A 4,459-nucleotide genomic window follows, 5' to 3' on the forward strand; every position below is an offset into this window, starting at 1 on the left:
CAGAAATAGGCGAAAGACTACATAGCGAGTTCGACCGATCATTTTATTAAAGGTATCGCGCATTCTTACCTCCAAATTTTATTTGTCATTTGTCATTTGTCATTTGTCATTTGTCATTTGTCATTTGATTAATAACCAGTGACTCTTGACTTTTAACGTTTGGCTCATATTCATCTTAGTTTACTACTTGTACATGAAGCCGCCTAAACAATCACAGCCGTCAGCAGAAAATCCCGAACCAGATTTTGAACAAGAACTAGAGGAAGTAGAGCGATCGCTCCTATCCTTAAAAGAACGTTACGATCAAGTGCAACGCGATCGCCAACAACAGGCACAATGGCAACAGCGCCGCGATCAACTAAAGCACAATAAATCTCAGACACCAGAAATCAAAGCAGAGTTACGACAAATTCAACAGCAGTTGGAAATGCTAGAACTAAACTTAGAAAGCCAGTTATTTTCTTGGCGTAGCCTCAAAAAACCTTTCTGGCAAGTCGTCCGCTTTGGTGGAATGGGCGTTATCATAGGCTGGATATTAAAGTCTTGTGCTGGATAAATATGGCAAATCGACGGATTGCAGAAATATTGCAAAGTGGTCAACCTGATGAGTCTCTCCTAGTGCAAGGCTGGGTGCGGACGAAGCGCGAGTCCAAAGGGTTTGCTTTTATTGAAGTCAATGACGGCTCATCACTAGCTAATTTGCAAGTCGTCATTAATCAAGATTTGCCAGATTACGAACCTATCTTGAAAAAACTGAATACAGGCGCTGCTGTCGAGGCTACAGGGGTACTAGTGGCTTCTCTTGGTAAAGGACAACAGATTGAGTTGAAAGCCGAGACAGTGAAAGTTTATGGAGAAGCTGATCCCGATACATATCCCCTGCAAAAGAAACGCCATTCCTTTGAGTTTCTGCGAACCATTGGACATTTGCGATCGCGGACTAATTCTTTTGGTGCAGTTTTCCGCGTCAGAAATGCTTGTTCGACAGCAATTCACCAATTTTTTCAACAAAGAGGCTTTTTGTGGGTACACACACCCATCATCACTGCTAGCGATTGCGAAGGTGCGGGTGAACTGTTTAGCGTTACCAGTTTAGATTTAAAGAATATTCCCCGCACAGAAAACCAAGCAGTAGATTATAGCCAAGACTTTTTTGCTAAACCCACATATTTAACAGTTAGCGGGCAGTTGGAAGCGGAAGTGATGGCGATGGCGTTTAGCAACGTCTACACCTTTGGCCCTACCTTCCGTGCAGAAAATTCCAACACCTCCCGCCACCTAGCAGAATTTTGGATGGTTGAGCCAGAAATGGCTTTTTGTGACCTAGAAGGGGATATGGATTTACATGAGGCGTTTCTCAACCACATTTTTAAATATGTGTTGGAAACTTGCCCAGAAGATATGGAATTTTTCAATGAACGCATTGATAAATCTGTGTTGGCAACAGCCGAAAATATTATTAATAATCAGTTTGAACGGTTAACTTATACAGAAGCCATCAAACTTTTAGAAAAAGCTGATGTTAAATTTGAATATCCAGTGAGTTGGGGTTTAGATTTACAATCAGAACACGAACGGTATCTAGCTGAACAATTATTTAAAAAGCCTGCGATCGTTACAGATTATCCCGCGCAAATCAAAGCTTTTTATATGCGCTTGAACGACGATGAAAAAACCGTTCGCGCAATGGATATTCTTGCACCTAAAATTGGCGAAATTGTCGGCGGTTCTCAGAGGGAAGAACGCTTGGAAGTTTTAGAACGTCGGGTATTAGCGCAAGGTTTAAAGCCAGAAGACTTGTGGTGGTATCTTGATTTGCGTCGTTATGGTACTGTCCCTCACGCTGGTTTTGGGTTAGGTTTTGAACGACTTGTACAATTTATGACTGGTATGGGAAATATTCGTGATGTGATTCCGTTTCCCCGTACACCTCAAAGTGCTGAGTTTTAGTTTAAATTTTAGACCTGGCCATTTCTAATTACCAGGTTTTTGACTTTTGTGGATAAACAGAAATCCATCTGAGAAGATTTATCATGAGCATACAAGACCAAACCATTGGTAAAATCCGGCAAATGCCAGAAGCTTTAGTTCAGGAAGTCAGTGATTTTATCGACTTCCTATTAATGAAACATAGCGGTAAGAACTGGGAACTATGGCTTCAGTTTAGCGAGTCGTTAGAAATAGTAGAATCAGATTTTTCAGAATATTTATCTAATTTAGAAGATTATGAAGAACGCTTGGCGCGTGGAGAAATCCAGTGGTAGATATCTCAAGAGGAAATGTAGTTTTGTGTGATATAAATCCTGTTATGGGTATGGGAAATATTCGTGATGTGATTCAGTTTCCGCGTACACCACAAAGTACTGAGTTTTAGTTTGAAACCCAGGCGATTATAAATCACGTCTACACAAACCAAGTCCGTCTGCGCGGACTAATAAAAACTTTGAAACCCGCAAATGCGGGTTTTGCTTGTATAGCCGTGTATTTTATAAAGCCATTAATTAAAATTAAGAATTTTGAATCTCCTCTTGTAAAACTTGAACTTGCTCAATAGATAATTCAGTAACTTGAGCAATTTGCTCTAAACTCATTCCAATTCGCAACAAATTTAAAGCCAACTTTTTTGTTGTTTCTGCTTTCCCTTCGGCTTTGCCTTTGGCTTCGCCTTTAGCTTCGCCTTCTTCTAGGATTTGTTGATAAATGACTGATTCGCGCATAATCTCACTCCTTAAAATCTTGCTAATTACATTTTTATTTAACACCAGACCTGCTAAAATGCCACTGGCAGCAGCTATATTTCTTTGTAGCTGGCGATCGCTAATTGCTTCAACTGCTTTGACTACTTGGGTTAATACCATTGTAGGATCGTTTGTCTGACTTAGCACGGCAAAGGGTAATAGACCTGGAATACTCATAAACCTGTCTGTAGGTTGTTCCCACAGGCGTATTACCTCAAACTGATGGTAAGTGTTGTTTAATTTAAAACTATTTTGACTGACTAATTGTGAACTTGTCTTTCTCAAATAGATTACTATTTGGCGCATTTCTTTGTTAGGAAAGCGGCGATAAACCCTAACCCGATAATCTAACATCCGAAAGAGGATATCTTCATCAGCGTCGGTTTGAAATTCGGTATGTAGAACTAAATCATCAGATTGCGATAAGATTAATGAATCGGCGCGAATTGGTTCGCTTGATAATTCAGTAGGGCTAAGTTCTGTTAATTTAATCGGTGAACCTAGTAACCATGTTGCTAAATCATCTTTGAAGTTTTCGGCAATGAATTTACAGATATTGTCATACATGGCAGCTTTAAAGAAATTGTATCAGGTGTTGTTTATTAAAATTGCTGTGCCCTTACGAGAAATCTATATGTATCAGAATTTTTGTTAAGATGCACATAATAAGACCCCCCTGTAGTCCCCCCGATGCTTTGGGGGGACTACAGGGGGGTAAAAATATGCAGCTTCACAAAGAAACGGTATAACTGCCGAATTATAAGCAATTCTTCACATTGACTATATCTAGATTAATGGTTTGCAAAGGCAAATACTTTCTTGCTTGCCTGGGTGGAATAAGTGACGCTAGTGTTAAAAGAATTATGCAAAGTAAAACCCTCATCCCAGAAGTCGAGTAGGAAGCTAGAATGGCAATTCTAAATAAACAAGTAAAATCTAATACTGATATTTTAGATAATAGACGCACCCAAACTTGTATCCAAGTTCGCATTCCTAAAGACTTGTATGAGGAACCAGTCATTTCACGACTGGTTTCTCACTATGGCATCACAGTGATTATTGCTGATGCCCAGGTAAGCACAAACGTGCCACAATATAGCTGCTTCGATCTTGAACTGCCAGGTACTGTTTCTCAGATTGAAAGCGCCCTAACTTACCTGGATGAACTGGATTTAGAAGTTTTGCACCAATCCAGCCCTGAAGAAGATGGGTGGTAAATCTTAGTTAGGAGTTAGAAGTTAAAAAATTCATAATTCGTAACTCCTAACTTTTAACTTTTAACTTTGTTTAAGCCATTTGATTTTCAATCGCCCACCGCGCTAGTTCAGTGCGGTTGTGAAGATTGGTTTTGCCCAACATATTGGACACATGGCTTTCAACCGTGCGCTGACTAACATTTAGTTCTTCAGCAATTTCCCGGTTAGCTAAACCCCTAGCGACAAACTGGACTACTTTCAGTTCGGTTGGCGTTAATTGCACATCGAAGGGAACCTGGATACGGGAACCGTTTTCGCCTCCTTTTGCTTGGTGTTCTTTCCAACGGATAGTTTGTTTCAGCGAGGATTCAACTTGCGCTACGAGTTCTTCTGGTTCAAAGGGTTTGACCATATAAACATCAGCACCTTTATTCAGACCCTTAACTCGGTCTGCACTTTGTCCCTTAGCTGAAAGGAAAAGAACCGGAATCCAGCTGGTGCGTTCGATGTGCAATTAGATCGGAA

At 40.3% G+C, this 4,459-nt stretch carries 5 protein-coding genes and 1 pseudogene; 4 read left to right on the forward strand and 2 right to left on the reverse strand.

Annotation, left to right across the window (positions count from 1 at the left end; all coding sequences use genetic code 11):
* Positions 1-193 precede the first annotated feature (193 nt).
* The 3 genes from LC574_RS28105 (at position 194) to LC574_RS28115 (ending at position 2,264) form a co-directional block, all read left to right on the forward strand.
* On the forward strand, positions 194-556 hold the full coding sequence (locus LC574_RS28105) for a hypothetical protein (RefSeq protein ID WP_229456953.1): 363 nt from the start codon (positions 194-196) through the stop codon (positions 554-556).
* Positions 557-558: 2 nt separating this feature from the next.
* Entirely contained in the window at positions 559-1,950 is a 1,392-nt protein-coding gene (gene asnS / locus LC574_RS28110; RefSeq protein ID WP_229456949.1) for an asparagine--tRNA ligase, read from the forward strand.
* A gap of 83 nt (positions 1,951-2,033) precedes the next feature.
* The gene (locus LC574_RS28115; RefSeq protein ID WP_229456950.1) at positions 2,034-2,264 is read left to right on the forward strand and encodes a DUF2281 domain-containing protein; all 231 of its coding nucleotides are present in this window, start codon (positions 2,034-2,036) and stop codon (positions 2,262-2,264) included.
* Between the two features lie 243 nt (positions 2,265-2,507).
* On the opposite strand, the gene LC574_RS28120 is transcribed toward LC574_RS28115, so the two are convergent.
* The gene (locus LC574_RS28120; protein ID WP_229456951.1) at positions 2,508-3,305 is read right to left on the reverse strand and encodes an Rpn family recombination-promoting nuclease/putative transposase; all 798 of its coding nucleotides are present in this window, start codon (positions 3,303-3,305) and stop codon (positions 2,508-2,510) included.
* Between the two features lie 341 nt (positions 3,306-3,646).
* On the opposite strand from LC574_RS28120, the gene LC574_RS28125 reads away from it, so the two are divergent.
* Positions 3,647-3,955, forward strand: a complete 309-nt coding sequence (locus LC574_RS28125; protein WP_229456952.1) for an NIL domain-containing protein — start codon at positions 3,647-3,649, stop codon at positions 3,953-3,955.
* A gap of 70 nt (positions 3,956-4,025) precedes the next feature.
* Here the strand turns inward: LC574_RS28125 and LC574_RS28130 are convergent.
* Positions 4,026-4,439 (reverse strand): annotated as a pseudogene (locus LC574_RS28130) (response regulator transcription factor); the annotation flags it as partial.
* Between the last annotated feature and the right edge of the window lie 20 nt (positions 4,440-4,459).

The organism is Nostoc sp. CHAB 5715, from assembly GCF_020829685.1.
Classification (GTDB): Bacteria; Cyanobacteriota; Cyanobacteriia; order Cyanobacteriales; family Nostocaceae; genus Nostoc.